The organism is Clostridium collagenovorans DSM 3089 (genome assembly GCF_900130005.1).
Lineage (GTDB): Bacteria > Bacillota > Clostridia > Clostridiales > Clostridiaceae > Clostridium_D > Clostridium_D collagenovorans.
This window is the reverse complement of the sequence record NZ_FQXP01000003.1, coordinates 496,180-521,470: the sequence shown is the minus strand read 5'-3', so window position 1 is coordinate 521,470 and position 25,291 is coordinate 496,180. Positions and strand designations below refer to the sequence as shown.

The 25,291-nt window shown below is 29.4% G+C and carries 24 protein-coding genes, 1 pseudogene and 1 riboswitch; of the genes and pseudogenes, 2 read left to right on the top strand and 23 right to left on the bottom strand.

Features of this window, described 5'->3' with window-relative positions; all coding sequences use genetic code 11:
* The 11 genes from BUA48_RS02535 to BUA48_RS02485 all read right to left on the bottom strand — a co-directional run bounded on the left by BUA48_RS02535 (position 1) and on the right by BUA48_RS02485 (position 11,480).
* Entirely contained in the window at positions 1-621 is a 621-nt protein-coding gene (locus tag BUA48_RS02535; protein ID WP_072829749.1) for a BMC domain-containing protein, read from the bottom strand.
* Between the two features lie 16 nt (positions 622-637).
* On the bottom strand, positions 638-1,294 hold the full coding sequence (eutL, locus tag BUA48_RS02530) for an ethanolamine utilization microcompartment protein EutL (protein WP_072829747.1): 657 nt from the start codon (positions 1,292-1,294) through the stop codon (positions 638-640).
* A 16-nt stretch (positions 1,295-1,310) separates the two neighbouring features.
* Positions 1,311-2,195 carry an ethanolamine ammonia-lyase subunit EutC gene (gene eutC / locus BUA48_RS02525; RefSeq protein WP_072829745.1) on the bottom strand — a complete coding sequence of 295 codons (885 nt, stop codon included), beginning with the start codon at positions 2,193-2,195 and terminating at the stop codon, positions 1,311-1,313.
* A 15-nt stretch (positions 2,196-2,210) separates the two neighbouring features.
* On the bottom strand, positions 2,211-3,578 hold the full coding sequence (locus BUA48_RS02520) for an ethanolamine ammonia-lyase subunit EutB (RefSeq protein ID WP_072829743.1): 1,368 nt from the start codon (positions 3,576-3,578) through the stop codon (positions 2,211-2,213).
* Between the two features lie 24 nt (positions 3,579-3,602).
* The gene (eutA, locus tag BUA48_RS02515; protein WP_072829741.1) at positions 3,603-5,051 is read right to left on the bottom strand and encodes an ethanolamine ammonia-lyase reactivating factor EutA; all 1,449 of its coding nucleotides are present in this window, start codon (positions 5,049-5,051) and stop codon (positions 3,603-3,605) included.
* A 142-nt stretch (positions 5,052-5,193) separates the two neighbouring features.
* On the bottom strand, positions 5,194-6,597 hold the full coding sequence (locus BUA48_RS02510) for a sensor histidine kinase (protein ID WP_072829739.1): 1,404 nt from the start codon (positions 6,595-6,597) through the stop codon (positions 5,194-5,196).
* 33 nt (positions 6,598-6,630) lie between these two features.
* Positions 6,631-7,203, bottom strand: coding sequence for an ANTAR domain-containing response regulator (locus BUA48_RS02505; RefSeq protein ID WP_072829737.1), 573 nt, complete (start codon positions 7,201-7,203; stop codon positions 6,631-6,633).
* A gap of 126 nt (positions 7,204-7,329) precedes the next feature.
* Complete coding sequence (locus tag BUA48_RS02500) at positions 7,330-7,758, bottom strand: EutP/PduV family microcompartment system protein (protein WP_072829735.1); 429 nt, start codon at positions 7,756-7,758, stop codon at positions 7,330-7,332.
* A 10-nt stretch (positions 7,759-7,768) separates the two neighbouring features.
* The gene (eutS, locus tag BUA48_RS02495; RefSeq protein ID WP_072829733.1) at positions 7,769-8,113 is read right to left on the bottom strand and encodes an ethanolamine utilization microcompartment protein EutS; all 345 of its coding nucleotides are present in this window, start codon (positions 8,111-8,113) and stop codon (positions 7,769-7,771) included.
* A gap of 330 nt (positions 8,114-8,443) precedes the next feature.
* Positions 8,444-9,610: a 1-propanol dehydrogenase PduQ gene (locus tag BUA48_RS02490; protein ID WP_072829731.1), complete on the bottom strand. Its 1,167-nt coding sequence runs from the start codon at positions 9,608-9,610 to the stop codon at positions 8,444-8,446.
* 250 nt (positions 9,611-9,860) lie between these two features.
* Positions 9,861-11,480 (bottom strand): ABC-F family ATP-binding cassette domain-containing protein, encoded by a 1,620-nt coding sequence (locus tag BUA48_RS02485; protein WP_072829729.1) that lies wholly within the window; start codon positions 11,478-11,480, stop codon positions 9,861-9,863.
* Between the two features lie 144 nt (positions 11,481-11,624).
* On the opposite strand from BUA48_RS02485, the gene BUA48_RS02480 reads away from it, so the two are divergent.
* On the top strand, positions 11,625-12,188 hold the full coding sequence (locus tag BUA48_RS02480; RefSeq protein WP_072829727.1) for a TetR/AcrR family transcriptional regulator: 564 nt from the start codon (positions 11,625-11,627) through the stop codon (positions 12,186-12,188).
* Positions 12,189-12,463: 275 nt separating this feature from the next.
* Here BUA48_RS02480 and BUA48_RS02475 read toward each other — a convergent pair.
* The 12 genes and pseudogenes from BUA48_RS02475 to BUA48_RS02420 form a co-directional block, all read right to left on the bottom strand.
* A pseudogene (locus tag BUA48_RS02475) lies at positions 12,464-13,387 on the bottom strand (glycoside hydrolase family 25 protein); the annotation flags it as partial.
* A gap of 98 nt (positions 13,388-13,485) precedes the next feature.
* The gene (locus BUA48_RS02470; RefSeq protein WP_072829723.1) at positions 13,486-14,853 is read right to left on the bottom strand and encodes a vWA domain-containing protein; all 1,368 of its coding nucleotides are present in this window, start codon (positions 14,851-14,853) and stop codon (positions 13,486-13,488) included.
* Between the two features lie 20 nt (positions 14,854-14,873).
* Complete coding sequence (locus BUA48_RS02465; RefSeq protein WP_072829721.1) at positions 14,874-15,986, bottom strand: ATP-binding protein; 1,113 nt, start codon at positions 15,984-15,986, stop codon at positions 14,874-14,876.
* Between the two features lie 53 nt (positions 15,987-16,039).
* The gene (locus tag BUA48_RS02460; RefSeq protein WP_072829719.1) at positions 16,040-16,822 is read right to left on the bottom strand and encodes a hypothetical protein; all 783 of its coding nucleotides are present in this window, start codon (positions 16,820-16,822) and stop codon (positions 16,040-16,042) included.
* 202 nt (positions 16,823-17,024) lie between these two features.
* Positions 17,025-17,162 (bottom strand): hypothetical protein, encoded by a 138-nt coding sequence (locus BUA48_RS15470; RefSeq protein WP_178138932.1) that lies wholly within the window; start codon positions 17,160-17,162, stop codon positions 17,025-17,027.
* 199 nt (positions 17,163-17,361) lie between these two features.
* Positions 17,362-17,766, bottom strand: coding sequence for a hypothetical protein (locus tag BUA48_RS02455; RefSeq protein ID WP_072829717.1), 405 nt, complete (start codon positions 17,764-17,766; stop codon positions 17,362-17,364).
* A 141-nt stretch (positions 17,767-17,907) separates the two neighbouring features.
* Positions 17,908-18,342, bottom strand: coding sequence for a hypothetical protein (locus BUA48_RS02450; RefSeq protein WP_072829715.1), 435 nt, complete (start codon positions 18,340-18,342; stop codon positions 17,908-17,910).
* Between the two features lie 566 nt (positions 18,343-18,908).
* Complete coding sequence (locus BUA48_RS02440; RefSeq protein ID WP_072829710.1) at positions 18,909-19,520, bottom strand: acetate uptake transporter; 612 nt, start codon at positions 19,518-19,520, stop codon at positions 18,909-18,911.
* A gap of 162 nt (positions 19,521-19,682) precedes the next feature.
* On the bottom strand, positions 19,683-21,158 hold the full coding sequence (locus BUA48_RS02435) for a GTP pyrophosphokinase (RefSeq protein WP_072829708.1): 1,476 nt from the start codon (positions 21,156-21,158) through the stop codon (positions 19,683-19,685).
* A 254-nt stretch (positions 21,159-21,412) separates the two neighbouring features.
* The gene (yjeM, locus tag BUA48_RS02430) at positions 21,413-22,906 is read right to left on the bottom strand and encodes a glutamate/gamma-aminobutyrate family transporter YjeM (protein ID WP_072829706.1); all 1,494 of its coding nucleotides are present in this window, start codon (positions 22,904-22,906) and stop codon (positions 21,413-21,415) included.
* Between the two features lie 349 nt (positions 22,907-23,255).
* Positions 23,256-23,810, bottom strand: a complete 555-nt coding sequence (locus tag BUA48_RS02425) for a hypothetical protein (protein ID WP_072829704.1) — start codon at positions 23,808-23,810, stop codon at positions 23,256-23,258.
* Positions 23,811-23,859: 49 nt separating this feature from the next.
* Entirely contained in the window at positions 23,860-24,183 is a 324-nt protein-coding gene (locus tag BUA48_RS02420; protein WP_072829702.1) for an FHA domain-containing protein, read from the bottom strand.
* 247 nt (positions 24,184-24,430) lie between these two features.
* A riboswitch (TPP riboswitch) is annotated at positions 24,431-24,518 on the top strand.
* A gap of 109 nt (positions 24,519-24,627) precedes the next feature.
* On the opposite strand from BUA48_RS02420, the gene tenA reads away from it, so the two are divergent.
* Positions 24,628-25,290: a thiaminase II gene (tenA, locus tag BUA48_RS02415; RefSeq protein ID WP_072829700.1), complete on the top strand. Its 663-nt coding sequence runs from the start codon at positions 24,628-24,630 to the stop codon at positions 25,288-25,290.
* The last annotated feature ends 1 nt before the right edge of the window (position 25,291 follow it).

Here is a 25,291-nt window from a genome sequence, read left to right as displayed (position 1 = left end):
TTAACCTTGAAGTATAGCTTCAATAAGTTGCTCTTTTTTACTAAACTTAATTTGTTTTTTAGTCAAAGATTTTAATTCCATCTTTCTTGCTAAAGATCTTAATTCAGGAACTTTTAAAGTTTCTAGCTCTTCACGAGTATAACTCAACTTATCCTGTTTAACTTCTTTTGCTAAAACATTCTCACTTATTATCAATTCTTCAGTTATATCTTCAGATTCCACTACATCTGTAGTATTTTCTGCTTCAACTTCTAAATCTTCTTGATCTAGTGAGTTCTCTTTGTTTTCAGCATTAAAGGTTAAATCCTCTTTTATTCTCTCTTTTATCTCTTCTATATTATCTTTTTTTCTTCCGCCGATTATATTCCAAACTTCATCATCAGCTCTTGCGATAACATGTGTATTAAGTAAAGTACCTATTCTATCAGCAGCAACTGCTGCTGCTTCAACTGAAGCTTTTACCGAAGCTACATCTCCAGTAATTAAAATAGTTACTATACCAGCTTTAACAAATTCACAGCTTACTAGTTCAACGTTCGCAGATTTTAAAGCAACATCTAGGGCCTCAACGGCCCCGATGAAACCATATGTCTCAATTAACCCTAGGGTTGACTTTTCCATATTATTTACCTATAGATTAATAATCTGTTGGGTTTTCTGCTACAAATTTAACTGCTGCTGCAAAAGCATCACATGCTGCTTTACATGCTGATTGGCTTCCTGTTAATAAGCCTCCACCAAAGTTTGTTTCTGATGGTGGACCAAAGAAAGCTTTTAACTCAACTGCTGCTGCCTTCATTGCTGCGTCTAAACCGTACATAGCTTCTAATGGCGGAGCTATTAAGTATGCTAGAGCTTCACCTTCTTGAACTCCAGCAACCTCTGAAAGATAAGAACCTGTTCTTGATATACATTGAGCATAGTATGCTATACTGTCATCTTCGTTTGCACTGTAGAAAGTAGCTACTCCACTCTCAATAAAATCTACTGCTGCGTTTAATCCACTTCTTACTTCAGCTGGGCTTGGTCCTGCTAATATACCAATTACTTCTCCTGCTAATTTAGTGTTTGCGTTTGCAGCACCACCGTAGAATGATCTAGCATATACTACTTCAACATCAGAAGCTTTTGTTGCTTCATCTAAAGCTGTGTATGTTACATCATCACAGTCAGCTGTAATAATTCCTATACTTTTGTGGTGTTCTTTTAATTTAAATTCCTTAGCCATATCAGCATTTACATTAGGTATTAATTTAACTGCTAAAACGGCTGGACGTAATTGATCGTTTTTCATTTAATTTGCCCCCTTACTATAATTTAAGGTCTAATCCACTTGCTTTTTTCTCTAACATTAATTTAATAACATCTGCAAGGTATGCTCCAGCTTCAACTGCTGTAGTACCACCTTTATGGATATTAGATAATACAGTTCTCTTAGCCTCTGGAAGTCCTACATATCCTTTGTATGTGATATAAGCACTCATACTTTCAGCTGTTACAAGACCTGGTCTTTCTCCAATTAATACACATGTAACTTCTGCACCTGTGTATTCACTAACAACATCCATAGCTCCAACTCTTCCGTATTTTACAAAGAAAGGAGTTCCTACATCTATTCCGTATCCTTTTAATCCTTGGATTAAAGCTGGAAGAACGTCTTTGATGTTAGCTTCTACTGCTTTAGAACTTAATCCGTCTGATACATAAATTTGCACCTTAGGATTTTTCTTAATAACACCATCAAGTTTAGCTAATTCTTGTGGACAAATTTGTCTTCCTAAATCTGGTCTAGTGATGTATTCATCTTTAGATTCACATTTAGTTTTAACTGATACTAAGTTAACTTCTTTTAAAAGTTCTTCATCAACATCAGTAAATACTGAGTCTTGTGCAGATGCGTGGTCTGCTCTGAATCTTAGCATTGTATCAGTTTTATATCTAGCTCCAGTTCTACCTATACCGATTCTTGCTGGAGTGTGTTGTTTTATTTTTAAGTAAGCTTCTCTATCTTCTGGATCATCAACTAAAAGTTGAGACTTTATGTCTACTTCAGTTATATCTGGAATCATTCCGTTTTCATCTACAACTGATGCATTTTGTGCAACCTTTGAAGTTGCCTCACTAACCTCTTTACCTGAAGCCATTTCTACTAAAACTTGTTCTACTAATTTTTTTAAATCATTTTCTGAAAACATTTCCTTACCCCCTCATTACTTCTTTAGAAATACTGAAGCATCTCCAGCTTTACCTGTTAATTTACCATTGCTCATGAATCCGTGTTTCTCAAGCCAAGCTTCAAATTCTGCTACTGGTTTCTTGTTTAATAATTCTCTTATTGCTGCTGTTTCATGATATCCTGTTGTTTGGTAGTTTAACATTACGTCATCACCATGAGGGATTCCCATGAAGTAAGTACAATCAGCTGTTCCTAAAAGAACTGCTAAGTTTTCTACGTCATTTTGGTCTGCTTTCATGTGGTTAGTGTAACAAACGTCACAACCCATTGGTATTCCTGTTAATTTACCCATGAAGTGGTCTTCAAGTCCAGCTCTGATAACTTGCTTGCTATCATATAAGTACTCAGGCCCTATAAATCCAACAACTGTGTTAACTAGGAATGGATCATACTTCTTAGCAAATCCATAACATCTAGCTTCCATTGTTACTTGGTCAGCTCCATGGTGAGCATCTGAAGATAACTCAGAACCTTGACCTGTTTCAAAGTACATAACGTTTGGTCCTGCTGCAGTACCTTCTTTAAGAGCTAATTCTCTAGCTTCTCCAATTAATGTTCCATTAATACCGAAAGCTTCGTTTCCTTTTTCAGAACCAGCTATACTTTGGAATATTAAGTCTGTTGGAGCACCTTGTCTTATAGCTTCCATTTGTGTAGTTACGTGTGCAAGTACACAGTTTTGAGTTGGAATATCGTATTTTTGTTTTATTTCTTCAAATTTCTTAAGAACTTTAACTACGCTTCCTACGCTATCATCAACTGGGTTTAATCCTATTAATGCGTCTCCAATACCATAAGTTAATCCTTCAAGTAATGAAGCTAAAATACCATCAACATCATCTGTTGGGTGGTTTGGTTGTAATCTAGCTGATAAAGTACCAACTTCACCTATAGTTGTATTACAATGTGCAGTTATTCTTATTTTCTTAGCTGCATATATTAAATCTAGGTTAGACATTAATTTACATACACCAGCGATAACTTCACTTGTTAAACCTCTGCTAATTCTTTTAATGTCAGCACCTGTTGTGTTTTCATTTAAAAGCCATTCTCTTAATTCTGCAATAGTCCAGTTTTGGATCTCTGCATAAATCTTTTCATTTACAGCATCTTGAATGATTCTTGTAACTTCGTCTAATTCGTAAGCTACAACTGGATTGTTTCTTAAGTCCGCTACAGTTAAGTTGCTTAATACAACTTTAGCTGCAACTCTTTCCTCAGCACTAGTAGCTGCAACTCCAGCTAACTTATCTCCTGATTTTTCTTCGTTAGCTTTTGCTAACACATCTTTTACATCTCTGAACTGATACACTTTTCCAAATAATTTAGTTTTAAGTATCAATGTATTCACCTCTCTACAAAATATTTAAGAATTAAATACTAACGTTTTAATTACTACTGGAACAACTTTACCATTAACTAAAGGCTTACCTATATCTATGTAATCGCCGTTTTCAACTTTGATGTTATCAATACAAACAACATCTTTTGAATGGTTCAGATCTCTGTGCATTGTTTGCCCTAAGACTTTAGCCATGTCGTTTTCAACAATTACGAAGACTGGATAATCTCTATTTAAGACTTCAGTCATACCGTTTATGATTGCTTTTGATAAATTTTGTATATATGCATAACTCGGGTTTTTCTCCCCAGTCAAAGCCACTGTAACTTGTTGTTTTTCATTTTCCAAATCAAACCATGAAAGTTGTTCTTTGATTGCATTTTCTACTGCATCTAAGCCCTTTTCCTCATCTGATTTAGAAATTTTTAATATAGGAATGTTTTTCACTGGGAAAACATCCTTAGTGTAAGTAATAGTACTTCCACTTATATCAGTAGTGTGAGAACCAGCACCTACTACGGTTGCTCTAATTGTTTCAACTGCTTCTCTAAGCTTTAATTTTTTAAGTAAATTAGATTTTCTAATTTCTTCTCCTAGGACTACACCCATATCTCCATATTTAAATGGATCATTGTAATCCTCATTATATACATAATCAGCTACACCACCGGAAAAAGTTATGTAATCTATTTTATAACCATCTTTAATACCTTTACCTTTGGCATTATTATTAGTTATTATTTCATGATACATAGCTGTTCTTTCTTTTATACAAACTGATTCTTCTAATAAATCAGTCATAGCTTTTGCTATTTTTCTTATTTTATCTATTTCAGCTATATCGCCAACTTCTATATTTACACCAATACTTTCCGCTAACTTTTTAATTTTAGGGAATATATAGTATATTTTTTTTGTGTCAGGATCAATTTTTATTAACCTTCCACCTACATCTAAACATCCAGTATCTTTTACTTCTCCATTATGGAATAATGCTAAGTTAGATGTTCCACCACCAATATCTATATTAACTACGTATGCTATTTCATCGTCAGATATTTTATCTGCACCAGCACCCCTACCAGCTATTATAGATTCTAAATCTGGTCCAGCAGTTGCAACTACAAAGTCTCCAGCTAAGCCACTTAATGTGTCTAATACCTCATTGGCATTTTGTTTTCTTGCTGTTTCCCCAGTAATTATTACTGCTCCTGTTTTAACCTCTTCTGGTTTAATACCAGCTCTTTTGTATTCAGATTCTATTATTTCTCTTACCTTAGCACCATCTATAGTTGTTTGATTACTCAAAGGTGTGAAATAGATATTACTTCTATACACTATTTCCTTTTCAACTATTTGTATTCTTGGTACAGAAAAGCTACTTACAGTGTTTTCAATTGTTATTTTACTAAATACCAATTGAGTAGTTGATGTTCCAATATCAATCCCAACACTTAAAATCTTTTCTTTCACTTTTGTCACCCCTTTTATTACAGGATTATCTATATAAAAAAGCCCAGAATGCTTAGTACTAAATAGATATGACACTATTTACTACTAAATAATCTGGGCTTCATTGCCTTTTCAAAAACACAACCTTGTGTTTAGGTTTTCTTTATTCATTTCTAAAATCGAAATATACTTTAGTTCCTTCTTTGTTAGATTCTATATTAAGGTTTCCCCCTAATTTATCTTTAACTAAGCTTTTTACTATATTCAATCCTAAACTTTGAGAGTCTATTCCTTCAATATCAAATCCTCCACCATTGTCTATTACACAAATAGAAGAATATATATTGCCTTCTTTAATAGTTATTACTATTTCTCCTTCAGTTTTATTATTGAATGCATGTTTTAAAGAATTTTGTATGATTTCATTTACTACTAAAGCTATGGTAGTTGATTTATCAGAAGATACCTTTAAATCATCACCCTTTATAAGAATACTAAGCTTCAAGCTTTGCACCTTTTTTAGAATAACCATACTATATTTTATTTTATTCAATACTTCTTTTATGTTAACTTCATCTATTCCTTGCTTTGCAAGTATTTCATGTGTGGCCGAAATAGATAAAATTCTATTCATGCTCTCATTTACAATGTCATTAAATTCTTCACTTTTAGATCTTCTAGCTTGTAATCTTAAAAGACTAGCTACTGTTTGAAGATTGTTTTTTACTCTATGATGAATTTCTTTAATTGCAACAGATTTTAGAATAAGCTCTTTTTCTTTTTCTTTTACCTCTGTTAAATCCCTAACCAACATAACCAACTTATTATTTTCAGTTGGCTGAGTTATGAACTTAATTTGCAATGTCAATTCTCCAACTTCTTCTTCTCTAACTACAATTTTGTTTTCATTTATAATATCATCAAAATCTAAGTTAACTAAAGACAAATTAGAAAATTTCATTCCTATAAGCTCATCTTTATAACCCAATTTTTTATATAACCTATCTGCCATAGGGTTATTGAAAACCACTATTCCCTTAGAATTTAAAATAAGTACAGCATCATTTACATAATAACTTATATTTTTATTATCAGCCATAGATATTTCATTAGTTAATTGCTCATTAGTATCTGCTAATAGTTGCAACTTTGTTCTTTCTTCTAAGTTTTCAGTTACATCTTTTTCTATTATAAGCACTGCAATAGTTTTATTATGTCTATTTTTAATCGGTTCAACACTTTGCTTAACTTTTCTTTGCTCTTGGGTTATGGCTCTTAAATCTCTAGAAGGCATTCCAACTTCTAAAGTTCTAATTACAGCAGGTTCATTTTTTCTTATAGCTAACTCCCCTACTACATTTCTTTCATAAAGATTATTACCTTTATTAGGGTAATCTGCTGCCACAACAATTGCTTCATCTTTATGTTTTGTCATTACATCTATGAAGACATTTCCATTACTGGAATCTGCAATCAATTTCAAAGTGGACGCAATACTTTTTATTATTTCAATATCCTCATAACTTAAATTCGTATTACTTTTACACAAGCTTTCTATTGTATCCATATAAAATTCCTCTTTGTGATTATTCAAGTAGTTTTACGTACTACTCATCACTATTATTTCAGCAATTTCTTTCATGGTAACTCTTTTATCCATACTCAGATTTCTTAAAGTTATATAAGCTTCTTCTTCTGTAATACTTTTCTGATTCATAAGAATACCTTTAGCTTTTTCAATTACTTTTCTTGCTTCTAATTTTTCTTTAGTTGACTTAAAATCTTTTTTTATACGCTTAATCTCATTAGCTTTATTTAATGCTATTTCGATTGTAGGAATCAAGGCTTTATGGTCTAAAGGTTTAACCAAATATCCTAAAACACCAGCTTCTTTAGCTCTCTCAATAAAATCCTTATCACTATAAGCTGTTAAAAGAACAACTCCATCAGCTAAGTTTTCTTGTGTTATTTTTTTAGCAGCATTTAACCCATCTAGCAAAGGCATTTTAATGTCCATTATCACCAAATGTGGCAAAGACTTTCTGCATGCTTCTATGGCATCAAAACCATCTCCTGCTTCAGCTACAACATCGTAACCTTCTTCTTGAAGCATTTCCTTAATATCCATTCTTGTAATAGGTTCGTCATCGGCTATTACAATTCTCTTTACCAAATTTAATCACCTCATTTAAAAATAAGATTCCCTGAAGTCATCTTTCGACATTGTCTATGTGTATATATTGTATTTTACCACATTTCTTTTAATAAATACAAAAATTTTTTAATTATTTTATATTTATTATTTTAAAAATTCCCTCAGTTCTTCTATTCCCTTATTTTCTAATGAGTCTACTAAAAATATTTTTTCACAAGTAGCTGTTTTTAAAAATTCTTTACTTTTCTCCAGCTCATTTTCATCACTAACTTTATTAACTTTTGTTACTATTCCTATTACTGGTTTTGCAAATATGCTTCCAAAACCAGGTGGAAATATACTTTGTTCAGTAGTTGCATCCTGTAACAATGCTATAATATCTGCATCTGCTGAAGTTACAATCAAAGCATTATAATAGGCCTTATTTTCTATATATTCTCCCGGAGTATCTATTATAAAATCAGAAAACTCTAAGGATTGAGTCTTTTTATATTCTATTTTTTCATTGTTAAGAGCCTGAGTTAAAGTTGTTTTCCCAGTCCCTGTTCTTCCAATAAACATCACCTTTTTCATATTACTACTCCTAAGACTTTGTTATTGGTGCTATGGTAAAGCCCAAAATATTACTTAGTAGATTAGATACTTCTTTTAATGCTGCCTCAACACTTGAAACATCACCAGTTATAACTAATGATCCACTAAATCTATCTACGAAACCGATTTCAACTCCTGCTGCTTTAGTAGCTGCATCTGCTGCTATTATAGCGGCTTCGCTAGGTGTTAAAGTAAAAATTCCTATAGCTTCATTATACTCATCTGTTAAACCCATCTTTTTATAAACTGCTTTATTAGGATGAGCAATTAAATGAGCTAAAGTAATTTGTTTTCCTGGAACAAATTCTTGAATAATTCTTTGTTTTTCTTCCATAACTGTCACTCCAGTTCTTAATTTTAAAATATAAAAAGCCCCTTAAAACATTTGCATGTGTTAAGGAGCTTCATTGCTCTAAGTTAAAGTACATCTTCGTACTAATTTCCTCTTATCTATGTTTACATTATATAATGTACCATAATCTTTGTCAACAAATTAATATGAAATTTTACATTTTTTTTAACTTCTCTGAATATTAATACCTTGTAGAGCTTTAAATCATAAAATTCTATAAAATATTTTTGAATATATTTCATTTAAATGTAAAACATATATATTATTTATGGTATATATATCTTACTTAAGAAATAAATAATTTAACTTTAATTATCTTCCATTATAAACTTTACAAAATAAATCTCTTAATTCTGTAACTTCAGGATTTCTTGGATTCGTTACTGTGCAAGCATCATCCTTAGCTATTTGTGCCATCTCATCAACATTTGCCTCAAAATCCGCTAATGATATTTCTAAGTCTTTTAATCTATTAGGAATACCAACAGTCTTAATTAGATTTTTAACAGCATTAAGAAGTGAACGTACTCCTTCACGTGGATTATTAGATGTTGTTAATCCTAAGAATCTAGCAATCTCTGCATATCTTTCTGCTGCTTTAGTATATTCTCTATTTGATGATATTTTAATATCAGCATTATATTCTATTACATACGGAAGTACCAGTGCATTTGCTTTACCATGTGGTACATGGAATCTTCCACCTATTATATGTGCCATACTATGATTTATTCCTAAAGATGAATTAGTAAATGCCATACCTGCAATACAAGATGCATTGTGCATTTTCTCTCTAGCTTCTAAGTTTGCTCCCTCTTTATAAGCTATCGGCAAATACTTAAATACTAATTTTATAGCTTTTTCAGCTAAAGCATCAGTAAAATCTGAAGCCTCAGTAGAAACATAAGCCTCTATGGCATGAGTTAATACGTCAATTCCTGTATCAGCTGTAATTGAAGCTGGAACTGATTTTACTAATTCAGCATCTAAAATAGCTGCATCTGGCAACATGTCTTCTTCTACTAATGGATATTTAACGTTTAATTGTTTATCTGTGATTACAGAGAATGCAGTTACTTCTGATCCTGTTCCACTTGTTGTTGGAATGGCAATAAACATAGGCTTTTCTACTGCTACTCCAGTTGTTCCACTTTTAACTAAGCCTCTAAAGTGAGTTATTGCTTTAGCTGCATCTATTGCAGAACCTCCACCCATTGCTATAACTGCATCTGGACTAAACTTATCCATTGATTTTATTCCTTTTGCAACTGTTTCTAGCGGTGGATCTGGTACTATTTCTGAGAAAACCTCATAATTTATTGATCCTAACTCTAATTGTTCTGTTACTTTGTTTATAGCACCTGATTTAACCATGAATGGATCAGTTACTATAAAAGCATTTTTGCAGTTCATTTCTCTTAAAGCTTTAAGCTCTCCTACTCCAAAATAAACCTTTGGCTTTACACTAAAAGTACTCATTTTTTCTCTCTCCTTACGTTAATCTTAATGTTAAATTCTTAAACATTCCAAGTTTTCATATCTAAGAATTTCTTATATTGCTTTATTTTTTAAATAAAAAAGCTCCTCAGGTAAATATACCTAAGGAGCATCATTGCTCTTATAATTCCTCTACGTCTTTGTAAAGATACATATAATATTATTAAATTTATAATTTGATTTTATACCTTGAAGAAATACTTGTCAAGATTTTATAAATTTGTATCCTTTATTATTTTCCATAAGTTTCTTTTAAAATTCTCATAACTTCTGGATCTTCTAAGTATTCATCATATGTTACTTTCTTATCAATTATTCCCTGTGGAAGAATTTCAATTATTCTATTTGCAATAGTTTGAACAAACTGATGGTCATGAGAGGCAAAAAGTAAATTACCCTTAAATTCCATAAGTCCATTGTTTACAGCTGTGATCGATTCTAAGTCTAAGTGGTTTGTTGGTTGATCAAAAATTAAAACGTTAGCACTGCTTAACATAGTTTTTGAAAGCATACAACGCACCTTTTCTCCCCCTGATAAAACAGAAGCCTTTTTAAGTGCTTCCTCTCCTGAGAATAGCATTCTTCCTAAGAATCCTCTTAAGAAACTTTCAGATTTTTCCTCTGAGTATTGTCTTAACCAATCAACTAAGCTTAAATCCACATTATCGAAGAACTGTGAGTTATCATTTGGGAAGTATGCTTGTGATGTTGTAACACCCCATCTGAAGCTTCCACTATCTGGTTCTAATTCTCCAACTAAAATCTTAAATAAAGTTGTAGTTGCTATTTCATTTTCTCCTACAAAAGCAATTTTATCATCTTTGCTTACTGTAAAACTAACCTTATCTAAAAGCTTAACTCCATCTATAGTTTTACATAAATCCTCAACTATAAGAATATCATTACCCACTTCTCTCTCTGGCTTAAATCCTACATATGGATATCTTCTTGAAGAAGGTTCTATATCTTCTAAATTTATTTTATCTAGTAACTTCTTACGTGAAGTTGCTTGCTTAGCCTTTGATGCGTTAGAACTAAATCTAGCAATGAATTCTTGTAATTCCTTAATTTTTTCTTCTTTTTTCTTATTTTGATCCTTAGACATTTGTAATGCTAATTGACTAGATTCATACCAGAAGTCATAGTTTCCTACATATAATTTAATCTTTCCAAAGTCAACATCCGCCATATGAGTACACACCTTATTTAAGAAGTGTCTATCATGGGATACAACTATTACTGTACCTTCGAAGTCCATTAAGAAATTTTCAAGCCAGTTTATAGACTTTATATCTAAATGGTTCGTAGGCTCATCTAGTAATAGTATGTCTGGTTTTCCAAATAAAGCTTGAGCTAATAAAACCTTTATTTTTTCTGATCCAGTTAATTCCTTCATTAATTTTTCGTGCATATCTACTGGAATTCCTAATCCCATTAATAATGTAGCTGCCTCTGATTCTGCTTCCCATCCATTTAGTTCTGCAAATTCACACTCTAGCTCTGAAGCCTTTATTCCATCTTCATCAGTAAAATCAGCTTTAGAATATAAAGCTTCTTTTTCTTGCATTATTTCATGTAATCTTGTATGTCCCATTATAACAGTTTCTAAAACTGCATTTTCATCATATTTAAAGTGGTCTTGTTTTAAAACAGCCATTCTTAAACCTGGAGCAATATGTACTTCCCCAGTGTTTGCTTCAACTTCTCCTGATAATATTTTTAAGAAAGTTGATTTTCCAGCTCCATTGGCCCCTATTAACCCATAACAGTTACCTGGAGTAAACTTTATATTAACATCCTCAAATAACTTACGTCCGCCATATCTTAAACTTATATTAGTAGTACTTATCATAAATATTTCATCCATCCTTTATGTAACGTTTTTAGACACATAATTTTATTATATCATATAGATTTTAAAAGTCGAATAGATTTTGTATTATAATATGTTGTATACTATATATTATAATCGCTATATATGTAAGGAAGTGTATCAATGCCAAAAATAATTAAAAATTTAGAAGAAACTATAACTAATTCTGCATTAGATTTATTTCGTAATTTAGACTATGATGAAGTTGATATGAAAAAAATAGCTAAAAACTCTGGCATAGCTGTAGGAACTCTTTATAACTATTTTCCAAATAAACTTGAACTATACATAACAGTTCTATGCCAAAGTTGGAATGATACCCTATATAAAATAAATAATATACCTCACTATGAAAATGATCCTAAATTACAAATAAAAGAGTTTATTTCCGTTCTTTATGATGATGTTTCTTTTAGAAATGGAATGGGATCCTATGGGCTATCTTCTAATAAAGCTATATCTGCGGATGAGAGAATTATAGATTTGAAAAACTCTATCCAAACTACACTTATGTATTACTTTGAGTCTACAAAAACCAAAATAACCAAGGAAGAAATAAGTAAATTTTTTGAATGTTTATTAGTTAATCTTTCTTTATTAATACATAACTATTACGAAGAACGAAGTAGTAATATACAACTACTAAGTGATATGTTCATATCTTATTTAAAGTTCAAAAATTCATAGTATACTAAAATAAAAAGGATAGACTAGAATTCTAGTCTATCCTTTTTATTTTAGTATTCTTCGTAAAATTCTGGATAAGAACAATATATCTTATCTTCATAAACCACTTCTTCTTCATCAATTTCATCTAATATAGATTGGTATCTTTCTTCACCTGTAAATAATGGTGTTTCCTGAGATTCATAGTTTAAAGTTCTTGAAATCGGCTTAACTTCAACATCTGAACCCTCATCTTCAAGGAAGACTTCTTTTCTCCACCTAGCTCCACTTACAGTTACCTTAGTCCTTGTAGTTGAAAAGTCTCCATCAGTGTCAAAGGCTTCTATTCCTACCTCAAAGGATTGACCTGGCTTTAATGCTTTAGGTTTAGTTATGGCATAACTTGTAGCTGATTTCCCTAAAGTTTTAATATAATTACTATTTAAGAAAACATTGTATCCAGCTAAATCACTTTCTGTATTAGCTACCCACTTTAGATATATTTTGTTTGAATCCATAGTAACCTTTAGATCCTTTACCTTTGCAGGGGGCATTAATCTATCAATATTATCTGGTCCCCAGTTTAAATCTACTGGAGGAATTAATCCATTTAACACACCTTGATCTGTATATTGCCATATTCTCCATCTTGTCCATCCACCAGCATCTCTAGGATATTGATTTCCTAATAATCCATAATCAGCTATCCACAAAGGCATATTAGCTAGTATATATCCCTTAGTTGAAGACTTAAAGTCGTTATATAATTCAATAAACCATATACCTGTATATAACATTAATTTTCTTCTTGTCTTAGATTCAAATCTTTTTCTAAATCTATTAATCCAATTTAAAAGTGCATCAGTGCTAATAGATTTATCTTCTGGAACCTCAATATCTAATACCGGAAATAAGTCTCCATAATTTCCAGCCCCATAACCATCTTGTAAAACCTTAATAAAATCATCACACTGAGAATCTGCAGTAAGTAAATCTGTACTTGGCACCCCAAAATGATATGCACCACTTGGTAACCCTACATCTCTAGCTCCCTGAGCATAATCAAAAAACTTTTTATCTACTCTAAATTTTCCACTGCCATTGCCCGAAGATCTTAAGTACACAAATTTTACTTGCTTCTTTAGTTCCACAAAGTCAATGTTTCCTCTGAATTCATTTACATCGCAACCAAAAAGGCTCTTAGCATTCTTATCTTGCATATTATCCTCCATCATATTAATACTATAATATAAGGTATTATTATAGTTATATTTATGTTACATATTAAGGATAATATTACTTAATTTACTTTTTATTTTTACATATGAACTCTATTTTGTATATCAGAGGTTGTTCTATAAATTTCAAGAGCCTCCGCAATACTTTCTTTATTATTTTTACATTTTTTCAAATGTTTTATTTCTCCATAACTATTTTTCAAAGATAGTTCTTTATCACCACAAAGCACCCATAAAGTACTATAATTCGTTGGTTTAACAGTTAATTCACCTTCTCCTTCTCCATCAGTAAAATACACTAAAACACTTGTACTTAAATTATTTTTCTTTATATATTCAAATACCGGTGAAAAGGAAGTTGCTCCAGTTCTTTTTAATCTTTTTTTAATTTCACTGTAATGTTTAAGAGAGTATATCCTTCTAATTTCACTATCACATTCTATAATAGTTATCTCAATAGGATGATTTTTAGAAATATAAATTATTTCTTTCAATATACTATTTATCTCTTCCTCTGTCATGCTGGCACTAACGTCAATAGCTACAATTATTTTTGCAACATGGTCTCGTAAAGTGCCTCTTAAATCATATCTATGAGGCTGTCTTCTATCTCTTCTCATGGAGGTTTTTTTATATCCAAAAGTCATAGTTGAAACTTGATTTTTTAAATATCCTATCCAATCCAATTCAGGTTTATAATTAAATGTATTAATTATATTTTCCAAACCATCTGGCATAGTTCCCTTATTACTTTTATTAGCAATCTTTTTAACCATAGATTTAAAGTAATTGTCATCTACCTTTTCAAGATTATTTTCCCATAAGCTATGCATAGTTTCTGCATTTTCCTCTCGTTTCTCAAGGCCAGCTTCTTTATTCATAGCTGTAACTTTATCATGATTTCTCTTACTTTTAAATAACTCATCTAACACCTTTGTATAATTTTCTAAGATCTCATCATAGCCTAAGCTTAAATTATAAATCATATTTATAGTTTCTATTTTAAAGGCATTAGGTGGCAAATTGTTTATAAATTGATTAACAGCTATATCCATTGCAATATTTACAGCTTTTCTACAATAGTTTTTATAAAGTTTTTTAGCTCTTGAGTGATGAGAATACATTATATGATATATCTCATGTTTAATTAAAGCCTTAATTTGCTTTAGATCATATTGAAGGATTATTTTTGGATTAAAATACATAATGAATCCACCAATTGAAACTATTGTCACAATTGGCTCTATTATTTCTATATCTATTTCTCTTTTCACATTAATCATGAATAATCCAAAAAAATTATCTCCCCCTTCTATCATAGATAAATTGCATTGTTCTAAAAACCGTGAAAAATCATTTTTAAATTCACCACTAATAGACTCTTGATTAAAATAAACACATTCTGAATAAAGTTTTCTTCTTAATTCTTCAATTTCGCTTTCTCGCATAGTCTTTCTCCTTAAAAACTTTAAAGATTAAAACAAGTAAAGAATAATTCAATAAATTTATCTTCCTCTAACAAATCCCTATATATATTTCCCTCATATTCTTCTTTTATCTCTTTTAGAATCCCCATGGTCAAATCTACAGGGTATAAACTTAACATAGTACATAATGTTTGTAGTTTATCACCATCATAGCTATGTTCACTTAAATAGCTTAAAACATTCTTACAAAGTACATATAACTTAGAATGATTAGCCTTTAAAATCTCCTCCCTTAGAATATCTATTTTGTAATTCTTATTCAATAAATCCTCTGGTGATATAATACTTTTTTCATAATTTTCTATAAAGGATATAAAATCCTGTGCAATATCAATACCTACATTTCCTTTTACCACATTATAAAAAATATTTAAATCAATCTCTTGTGCTGAATTCTCATAAATTGAATATAGCTTAGATATTCTCTCCCAACTCCTAGGGGTTGCCCTTTCACTAAATTCATCATTAGGTCTATGTAAATATTCTGGGAAATCCTTTATAAATTCTACAACCCTCTTATTTATATTTCCTTCATTTAAAGCCCACTTAACCCAAGCTTTTGGATTGCTTTCCATGTAAATCCATACAAATCTATTTTCCTGAGCTGGATCCATATTAACCACACTGTAATTTCCTCCACCATAGTTGAATTTATTCTCTGGATTCATAGCAGCTACCACTAATACCCTTTTTTCTAATATATATCCGTTTATTTCCCTATTTAAAATCAAATTCATCAATTCTTGTTGAACCGCATGTTCGCATCTATTTATTTCATCTATAAATAAAACTACTTTACCCTTTGGATTTTTCTTAAGCAGAGACTCTATTTCAACTAACTTATTATGAGTTGCATAGGTAGTTCTCTTTCTTGTATTACCATTGTTATCTAGGTAATCCTCAACTATAGGAAGCCCTCCTATTTCACCTTCTTTTAAAAGATTAGCATCAATAACTACCATATCGTATTTATTTTTATTACATAAACTTCTAATTAAAGCTGTTTTTCCTATACCACTTTCCCCTACAATTAAAGGAACAGCCTCACTTTGCAAAATCAATTCTAAACTACTTAAAGTTTCATTAAAATTCATATGTAACTCCTTTCTAAGTATATAAACCTACTCAAAAATCTACCCTTCTCTTTTTATATAGACAATTTGTAATCAATTAATAATTGCTTAGTCCTTTTATTTCCGTATTCCTTAATAAATTTTATCTTGTCCATACTTAATACCTCTAGATCCATAAAATCCTTAATATAACCTTCATCTACAGTATCACCCGAAAATTTATCCATTAAAGCTTGAGTTACTATAAATGGTTCTATATCTTGATATACATACTTTAAAACATTTATATTATAAAATATAAATAGTTTCATAGACTCATCATCATAAATATCTATGTACTTAATAGCCTCTGCCTTACTTTTTATAGCTTCAGTTTGAACTACTATTGTAGGATTAGAAATAAATTTAATAGCTCCCCAATAACTATTTATAGCAATTAATTGAATTTCTTCCTCTGGATTTTCTATAAATTCAATAGCTTCATAATTTTTCAAAACAGCTTTTCTCTTCATATCTATATTAGGATTTTTAACATACTTAATAGCATTTCCACATTGATTAAGGGCACATAAAATCACCTTATCACTTGGATTATCTATATAAGACAAGGTATTCCAATCCTTAGAAACTGCTTCTAAGCTTAAATTTTCACTTGGATTTTTTATATATTCTATGGCATGTGCATTAGATTTAACAGCCTCCATTTTTAAATCCTCTGTTACATCCTTAATAAATCTAATTACTGTACCACTTTTTCTAAGCGCTATTAACTTCATTTCGTATGAAGGACTTTCTATATTCTTTATATAAGAAGGATTTTCACCAATTAATTTTATGTATAATTCTTCATTATTCATTTTAATTTCTCCTTAATATTTTTGTATCTTAATTATAACATAGGTTAATGTAAAATCGTAGTTAATTAATAATTATTATTAATTGTTTTGAATAAGATTTTTATCTTCAGGAGAAGAAATAAAAAAACTATCCCAAATTAAAGTAACTCTCAGTACTTACCAAGAAGTAACTTTTAAAATTAGGATAGTTTAAAAACTCACTCTATTTTATTGGCTCTCCAGCATGGTTTTCAAATTTAGGCCCCACACTTTTATTTCCTTTTTTATCCTTAGAGCTATTAGGATGGTTTATTTCTACATGCTTTGCTTCTTCTCTGTATTCTTTAAATGTCTTTTTCATATGTATTCTCCTTTTAATAATTATAATACTACACCTATATATTTCCCCGAAGGGCAAGGATTTATTAATAAGATAATAAATCTTTATTTATACATTCCAACTAAACACATAATATTAAATTATGAAACTTTATTTTTTATTTCTTCAAATTAAGAGAGATAAAGAGGAATAACTCCCCCTTTATCTCTCTTAGTTATTTTTATACAACATCTTTAAACCTAGCATAGAAGTCTAATAACATGCTATTTATAGTCCTATATATAACTTTTACATCTGAAGGTTCTTTAATATACAAAATAGATTTAAGTTCTAGATTTTCAATATCTCTTATATTGTATTGCCTATATGGGGTTATTCTGTTTAAGCTCCTTACTTCAGCCATCATAGCCTCTATTTCTTTTTTGCTCAACTTTCTCATGTTAGTAGTCAAAATTATATTAACCTTATAATCATCTTTATCCTTTGAAAACAAAAATGTCATTTCTGCATTTTTGCACAATTCATTTTCTATATCTACTGTAACCCCTTCTGTTTCCTCTATAGTTCTATACTTAATCTTTAAATTTTCTAAATAGTGAATAAAATTTTCAAATAATAAATTCAAAAATTCACCTCCAGAAGAATAAAAAATTTATTACCATTAATTGTATCACTTCTTAGATATTTTTTCAAGTTTTTGGAATTTTTTTAAGTTACATAAAAAAGTTCTAATTATCATATACTAATTAATTAAAACCTTTTTTCTTTATTTTCTATAATTTTTCAAGGGTTTTATAGCTTTATTTGTTGCTTCTAAAGCTTTAGTGACATCTAAATAAAAGTTATTATCTTCATAATTAAATTCTTTAAGTAATTCATCTTGCATTTTTATACTTAATTCATAGGTTGTATTTATATATTTTAAAATACAAGCATCATTTTTTAAAACAACAGTTTCTTGTGATTCTAAGGCATTTATTATACTTCTCCACACCTCATCTTCTTCATTTATTTCCTTATCTTCTTTTAAAAATTCTTTAGATAAAATACTTTTTTGGTATTCATATGAATGTTTTAACTCTTCTAACTCTCTTTTAAATTGCAATGCTTCTGCTTTACCTAATGCTTTGTCTATATTGTTTATAATAATATCTGTTGCCTTTATGTAACTGCTTACTTTCATGGATAATGTATTACTCATATATCTTCACCTCTAAATTAATATTCATTATAATATTCCTAGTATTTAATTTACCCAATTTCCTTTTAATTAACACATTTTTATAATTTCGAATAAACTAAATAGTAATTCATTTTTCTTAACACATGTAAAGATCAATTATTAATATGGAGGTGTAAGATTTGATTATAGATTTATCTTTTCCTCGAATAGTTCTACAGAAAAGTTTAAGAAACTTAGATTATTTTTTAGATTATAAGGGGCTGACACTTAACAGCAGTTGTAAGTTTATGATATTAAGTAATCTTACTTCTATTATTTTCAAAGATGATAGTATGCGCTTATGTTATAATGCATCTAAGGGGTATATAAACACTAATTTTCTTAATACCTATATTTATCCACTTATTTATGTTATGTCAGAAATGAAAAAACAACTCTCCAGAGAAGATATGAAAGTAATACTTAAATCACTTGCTATGTATAAGTAGGTGAATATGCAAAAGACCTCTTATATATACTAAAATTAACTTTCGTATATATAAGAGGTCTTATTTATAAAATTTCAATTTATTTTAAACTTAAATTTACTTTTTAAAGATTCCAAATGGCTTTCCAACTGGTAAAAATACTTTACCAAAGTGCTTGTTTAAAACTGCAGCACCTGATCCATAGAATGATAGTAAAGCAATAATTAACTCTGAATAAGCAGCTAAATGATGTCCGAATTCTCCACCTATTCCAAAAGAGTTCATCGCTAAACCTAAGAATAAGAAATCTATAAAAACAAATATAGAGAATAATACCTTATGTGTTTCCATAGCTCCTATTGTCATAAATATAGTAAATATTAAGTATGCAACAAATGCAAAACCTAATTGCTTAGGATCTGCCATAGATGCAAATTTCTCACCAAATACACCTGCTTGTACTAACCAAGTGCATCCCATTGAAAACCAGAAAAATGCATATGCTCCAAAAGCTGTTGCTCCAAATGTATTGTTATGTTTAAAATCATTTATACATGCAAATAATTGTGCAAATGCACCTAAAAAGATAGCCCACGGAAATATTAAAGATGTTCCTGTAGTAATACCTAATTTTTGTGAAGATGCAACTAAAGTTATAACAGCTAAACCAAATAATCCTAAAGCTGAAGGATCTGCGGTAACAATTTTAACTTCTTTTGTCGTTTCCATAATCTTTCCTCCCAATTTAACTTCCACTAAACTTTTTTTCAGCTCTTGGATTATATCATCTTTTTAAAAGTTTCGTCAATAAAATTTAATTATTACTTAATATATTTATTTTTTAACAATCTTTTTTGCAATCTTTTAAATGCAATCACCATTTTCTTATATTTAATTAAAAAATTCTAGTAATTTTTTCTTGTTATCTTCATCTTTATTAACACTTTTTATTTTCTTTATAAGTTTATTTATTACCTTTCTTTCTATATTCGTATTTAATATTAAAAGCACCTTAACTGTAAATATTTCAAGATAAGTTTCTTTGTTCTCTGCCCACTGTTCAAAATCTTTTACAACATCACATAGTACTTTCAAATAATTATCTAAACTCTCATTTATATCTTCAATATACTTCTCTTGTATAAAGTTTATTGTTCCATTCTTCTCATAGGCTTTGGCTATAGAAACCATTAAATCTTCTTTTATATCTTCTGCTTCCTCTATTTCAAACTTTTTATACAGTTCTACAAAGCTATGACTTCCATAGAATTCATTGCATAAGTATTTTATAAAACACTCAAAATCCTCTGCATTATTTCCTAATTCTATTTCAAATAGTATTTTAAAGAATAAATTCCATTGAAAATCATTGTTTATATTATTTAATATCTCTTTTGATATAACTCTAGCGAATTCGCCATTGACACATACATCTCTTTCAAACTTTATTTCGCTATTAAAGTTAACTTCGTCCTTACTTATTTCATTTATTCTATCAAACATTTTTAGTAAAGTTTTATTATATCCTTCTAAGTCATGCGCATGATTTGTTCTAAAAATATAATTAACTATTGTATCGCAAGATTTTTTAAAGTCAACGATAAAACCTATACTGTCTTTCATCTTAGTTGAAAAAATATCGTATATCATTTTAGATAATAAGACCTCTATATGATTCTTTCTTACTAAAGGATCTATAGCATTACTGTAATTATATTGATTATATATAAGTAGCAACTGATTATCTATCATAGATAAATTTTTCTTAATAGATTTCATTATCTCTTTTAAAAATCCATCAGCGATCATATAATTATTATTTTTATATATGATCTTATGTTCTATTTCTCCCCAAAATACATTTACTAGGGATTTAATTTGCAATTCATAGTTATAACACTTATCACCATTTTTATATAATCCATCTATTCTAAAAATTTCAAACCCATTTTTTTGTCTTTGAGGCTGTATACTATCTAATTCTAATAATACATTTTCATTTTTGGGATTATAGTAATATCCACTTTCCTCATCCTTTACTACAAAGTACTCCCTTAATGCATTGTAAATTTCTTTTTCATCCTCAATAAACCTACATTCTATTCTCACCCCTATTAAATCATGAAGATTTAGTATAAGTTCTTCTCCTGTTTTATAGTTTTTATAATAACTGTTTCGTAAAATCTTTTCTCTTAAACTAGAACTTGACTTTACTCTAGATCTAATATGCAAATTGCCTTCATTTACTGGTATTAGGCACTCCTCTAAATAATCCTCTATTTCTTCAGCTATTTCCTTTAATTCACTCCTAATATCACGAAGACATTCATTAACATCTTCAATAAAGTCGAACATCTTAAGTTCCATAAAACTTTCCTCCCAAATAACATCCCTTTATATAAAAATAAATCTTATAAAGTTTTATTTTGTCCTGCAATATATTTTAAAATACAGATTTAAAGTATATTTTTAGTTTTTATTATGTTTATATTAATTATCTCATCTTATATAATAACCATTTCTAATACTAATTTCAAATATAGTACAAAGGAAAGTTATTTAATTTATACCTAAACTTATAAAGGCCCTGCTACCAATAGCAAGGCCTTTAATTATATATTCTATATACTTTTATTTTTTTCGTATCTTCTAAACATTAATAAGGCTACAACTGAGAATATAATTGGTCCAGCTATACTCCAGATTGTAGTAGCTATATCACCGTTCATAGCTGGTTCTATAATTGAAAATACATTTGCAAATCCTACTGTAGCAGTAACTATTACAGATACTACTATTGGGAATGTTTTACCCTTGAAAATTTCGAAAGGTTTTTGTATCTCTTCTTTTCTCTTAAAGAATATAAATGCTGCTGATAAAAACATGTATGGTACTGTCATTGCTATATTAGTCATTGCTACTAATACGTCAAAGAACTTAGATACTGATTTACCACCAAAAGACACTAGTAAAATAATAACTATAACAACAGTAGCCTGCACTATCATAGCATTAACAGGTATACCATTATTTAATTTTGCGAACTTCTCTGGGAATAATCCCTTTGGAGATCCTTCAATTAATTGTTTTAATGGTGCATAAGTCATTGTGAAGAATGCTCCTGTTAAAGCAAGCAACATTGAAAGTCCTACAAATCTAGCAATCCAGTTACCAATTTGAATTGCAACTTGTTGGCTTGCACCAAAGGCCATACCTATTTGGTATCCTAAGTTATTCATTACAACATATCCTACATTGGCTTTATGTACTGTATCTGGTGAAAGTACTTGGGCCCAGTTTGTAAATATACCTATACAGAATATTCCTACAGCATATCCAATTGCTATAATTATAGCAGCCACAGCTATTCCTTTTGGGAAATTCTTTTCTGGATTTTCAGTTTGGTCTACTAATCCACCAACAACTTCAATTCCTCCAAAAGCAAAAATTGCATAAACTAAGAAAGAAAACATTGATATAGTTGATGCATATGCTGGGTTAGGAGATTTTATAAAAGAAGCAGCATTAACTATTGGTTCTGCTAATTGTCCTTTATTTCCTATTAATACAGCTATAGCACCAAATAATAATACTAAGTTAAGTAATGCAACTGCTGTACCACCTATAGAAGTAACTTTTTTAATTTTATCTAAACCTTTAGTACTTATAAAGCAAACGAATATAATCCAAAGTACTCCTAAGATACCAAGTGTTTGAGTTGAAGATAGTCCAAATAAACTCCAAGTTGAAGTTGTATCACTACCAAAAATGGCATTTGAAATTGGAATCCATAATCCTGAGGATGTGTTAACCATCCATATAACTGCTGATGCATACCACATGAAGGTACCTACAAAAGCATATCTAGGACCTACGGATTTCTCCATCCATGAATATATACCACCTTTTTCATTTCTAAATGCAGCACCATATTCGGCCATCATGAAAGCAAAAGGTATGAAAAATATAATAGCTGATATTATATAGAATGGTATTGCACCGTATCCCATTAGATAATAAGATCTTGGCATATTATTAAATCCATATACAGATGTAAATATCATTAATATTAATGCCATTAGAGATAGTTTTTTCACATTATTTTTTGATGACATCTAATCTCCTCCTTTGTTGATTAAAATAAATCTTATATTTTTTACTATTTTATCCAAAACAACTTAGGTTTTAGTAAAATATTTAGCGAATTTTTTAATTCATATAGTATTATACTACATTTTTTCGCTATTGTAAGTTTATTTTATCCGAAAATTAAATATTTATTTATAATTTCGTAAAATCAGTTTTCTTCTTTGTCTTATAAGTTCGAATTTTGTAGTTTTGTTTATTTTCTGCTTTTCCCTGGAATATTTTTCTTTTATTTTTATGCAGTTATCAAAAAACAAAAGAAAAGGTTTCATCATAGTTTTATTATTCTTTAATGATGGAACCTTCTTAAATAATTAATTATTTTATTTTTCTTATAGTTAATCCAAAGTTTTTTGCTAAGTTAAAATAAAATTCAAAATCCTTTTCACACTTAAAAAACACAGGAAAACTATAATTGTAGTTTCCCCAAAAGGTCATAGGCACTTCATTAAAATAAAAGGTAGAAAAGAATAATTCCCTTGTATTCAGTCTCATGAAAAATGGAATTAATCCTTCATGAGGTAATCTAAAGTGCACACCCTCATTTCCAAACTTTTCTATATGATTTTCCAAAACCTCAATATCTTCCTTTTCAATATTGTTCTTTATAATTTCTATAGATTCCTTACTTAAGTTTTCAAAATAAAAATCTATATATATGTCCTTGAAGTTATTAATTTTATAAACCTCTTTAATAAAATTAATAACTGTATCTTCTTTTATTTTCACATTTTCAACCATATTATCCCTGGTTACTTCTTCATACTCAAGAATCCCACTTATATATCTTTCAAATCCATTATTAATATTTTCAATATATATGGATACTTTATCCTTAAATTCATTATCATCTATCTTCTCCAAAAGAATCATTAAACCTATCACTCCATAGCTTTTTAAGAATTTTTCAATCCTTACATAATTAATATATACCTATATAAGAAACCTCAAATTTCTCATCACATATTTCTAATAAGTCTCCTCCTCTAATAGGAAAACTTAATCCTACATCTAAAGTAAGACCATTTACCTTTGTTCCATTTTTGCTTCCTAAATCAAAAATCACATAATCTCCATAAAAATATTCAATCTTAGCATGCCTTCTACTTACATACTTATTATTTTTGAAATATGATGGACAAATATCACCTGCTCTTCCAATAACTCCGCCTAAAGGAGGTATTTCTATAACCGTTTTATCTTTTATACTTATTAGGAATAAGCCTTGGATTCCATTAACATCCACCTCAAACCCTCCCATTCTTATACATTCTTTTCTTTTATGTAATATATTATATTATACCTTTTATACTAAAAGAATAACATTTTGTTTAAAATTTTCTTAATAAAAACTTCATTTTTATACTTAATTATAATAGCTTTTAGTAATATTTTTATTTTCATTAATAAAGAACATTAAATTTTCACTAAGAACATAACATATTTTGCATTTTTATAAGAATAGTGTTATAATTAAGAAAAATTTAATTTTTATATACTACTAGGGGTGCTACGAGCTGAGATTTACCCTTATAACTTGATCTAGTTAATTCTGGCGTAAGGAAGTAGTTTGAAGCCTTAGATATTTATATATGTATATTTTTAAATATTATTAAGATTTTCTAACCACTTTCAAAGGAAAGTGGTTTTTTTATTTTTAACCTGTAAAGCTTTAAGGGGGTTTTATATTATGAAGTGTTCACAATATTTATATGAAAGTGCTAAGGACATATGGGATTCATATTACACTCATCCATTTGTTGCTGGCATAGGTAATGGAGACTTAGAAATAGAAAAGTTTAGGTTTTATTTAATTCAAGATTATATTTATCTTTTAGATTATGCTAAGGTATTTGCCTTAGGTATAATTAAAGCTACAGATGAAGAAACTATGAGAGATTTTTCTATTATGGTACACGATATTTTAAATGGAGAAATGAAGATACATAAAAGTTACATGAAGCGTTTAGGTATTTCCCAAGAAGAAGTTAAAAACACTGAAGCTTCATTAAGTAACATATCTTATACAAATTATATGTTATCAGTTTCTCATAATGGAACTTTATCCGACTTAGCCGTTGCTATACTTTCTTGTGCTTGGAGTTATCAATTAATTGCACAAGAATTAAGCAAAATCGAAAACTCAGTTAATCACGAGTTCTATGGAGAATGGATTAGTGGTTATATTTCTAAGGAATATGCTGAAACAACTAAATGGTGTATTGATTTAGTTGATAAACTTACAGAAAATGCAAGTGAAGCAGAACTACTTAGACTTAAGGATATATTTATAAACTGTAGCAAATATGAATATAACTTTTGGGAAATGTCTTTTAACATGAGTTTAAATTAAA

Coding starts and splice junctions, on each gene's coding strand:
- BUA48_RS02535 (WP_072829749.1), bottom strand. CDS start 621: ATGGAAAAGTCAACCCTAGGGTTAATTGAGACATATGGTTTCATCGGG.
- eutL (WP_072829747.1), bottom strand. CDS start 1,294: ATGAAAAACGATCAATTACGTCCAGCCGTTTTAGCAGTTAAATTAATA.
- eutC (WP_072829745.1), bottom strand. CDS start 2,195: ATGTTTTCAGAAAATGATTTAAAAAAATTAGTAGAACAAGTTTTAGTA.
- BUA48_RS02510 (WP_072829739.1), bottom strand. CDS start 6,597: ATGGATACAATAGAAAGCTTGTGTAAAAGTAATACGAATTTAAGTTAT.
- BUA48_RS02500 (WP_072829735.1), bottom strand. CDS start 7,758: ATGAAAAAGGTGATGTTTATTGGAAGAACAGGGACTGGGAAAACAACT.
- eutS (WP_072829733.1), bottom strand. CDS start 8,113: ATGGAAGAAAAACAAAGAATTATTCAAGAATTTGTTCCAGGAAAACAA.
- BUA48_RS02490 (WP_072829731.1), bottom strand. CDS start 9,610: ATGAGTACTTTTAGTGTAAAGCCAAAGGTTTATTTTGGAGTAGGAGAG.
- BUA48_RS02485 (WP_072829729.1), bottom strand. CDS start 11,480: ATGATAAGTACTACTAATATAAGTTTAAGATATGGCGGACGTAAGTTA.
- BUA48_RS02480 (WP_072829727.1), top strand. CDS start 11,625: ATGCCAAAAATAATTAAAAATTTAGAAGAAACTATAACTAATTCTGCA.
- BUA48_RS02470 (WP_072829723.1), bottom strand. CDS start 14,853: ATGCGAGAAAGCGAAATTGAAGAATTAAGAAGAAAACTTTATTCAGAA.
- BUA48_RS02465 (WP_072829721.1), bottom strand. CDS start 15,986: ATGAATTTTAATGAAACTTTAAGTAGTTTAGAATTGATTTTGCAAAGT.
- BUA48_RS02460 (WP_072829719.1), bottom strand. CDS start 16,822: ATGAATAATGAAGAATTATACATAAAATTAATTGGTGAAAATCCTTCT.
- BUA48_RS15470 (WP_178138932.1), bottom strand. CDS start 17,162: ATGAAAAAGACATTTAAAGAATACAGAGAAGAAGCAAAGCATGTAGAA.
- BUA48_RS02450 (WP_072829715.1), bottom strand. CDS start 18,342: ATGAGTAATACATTATCCATGAAAGTAAGCAGTTACATAAAGGCAACA.
- BUA48_RS02440 (WP_072829710.1), bottom strand. CDS start 19,520: ATGGAAACGACAAAAGAAGTTAAAATTGTTACCGCAGATCCTTCAGCT.
- BUA48_RS02435 (WP_072829708.1), bottom strand. CDS start 21,158: ATGGAACTTAAGATGTTCGACTTTATTGAAGATGTTAATGAATGTCTT.
- yjeM (WP_072829706.1), bottom strand. CDS start 22,906: ATGTCATCAAAAAATAATGTGAAAAAACTATCTCTAATGGCATTAATA.
- BUA48_RS02425 (WP_072829704.1), bottom strand. CDS start 23,810: ATGATTCTTTTGGAGAAGATAGATGATAATGAATTTAAGGATAAAGTA.
- tenA (WP_072829700.1), top strand. CDS start 24,628: ATGAAGTGTTCACAATATTTATATGAAAGTGCTAAGGACATATGGGAT.